The following is a 255-nucleotide window of genomic DNA, read 5'->3' as shown; positions in this document are numbered from 1 at the left end:
CAGGCCGCCCAGGGCGGCCACGTGAAGTCCATCGGCGTCGTGGGCCGCTTCTATGAAGCCGGCGATGTCGTACCCCAAGACCTGGAGCGTGCCTTCGATTGCTACCAGCGTTGCGCCGAAGGCGGCGACTTTCGCGGCATGTTCCACTTGGGCCGCATGCTGCTGCTACGCGGTCGCAAGGAAGAAGCCGTGCAATGGCTGGTGCGAGTGCCCGAAACCGCCACCCCGGCGTTTCTGCGCGAAGCCGATGCCATG

Annotated in this window: 1 protein-coding gene; it reads left to right on the top strand. The window is 65.9% G+C overall.

What is annotated here, in order from left to right; translation table 11 throughout:
• The coding region (locus tag SB751_RS32945; protein ID WP_410749373.1) for a tetratricopeptide repeat protein at positions 1-255 on the top strand (255 nt) is incomplete at both ends.

This window comes from Cupriavidus sp. SIMBA_020 (assembly GCF_046535395.1).
Taxonomy (GTDB): Bacteria; Pseudomonadota; Gammaproteobacteria; order Burkholderiales; family Burkholderiaceae; genus Cupriavidus; species Cupriavidus campinensis.
The sequence above is the reverse complement of the archived record's forward strand: the minus strand, read 5'-3'. Positions and strand labels throughout refer to the sequence as shown.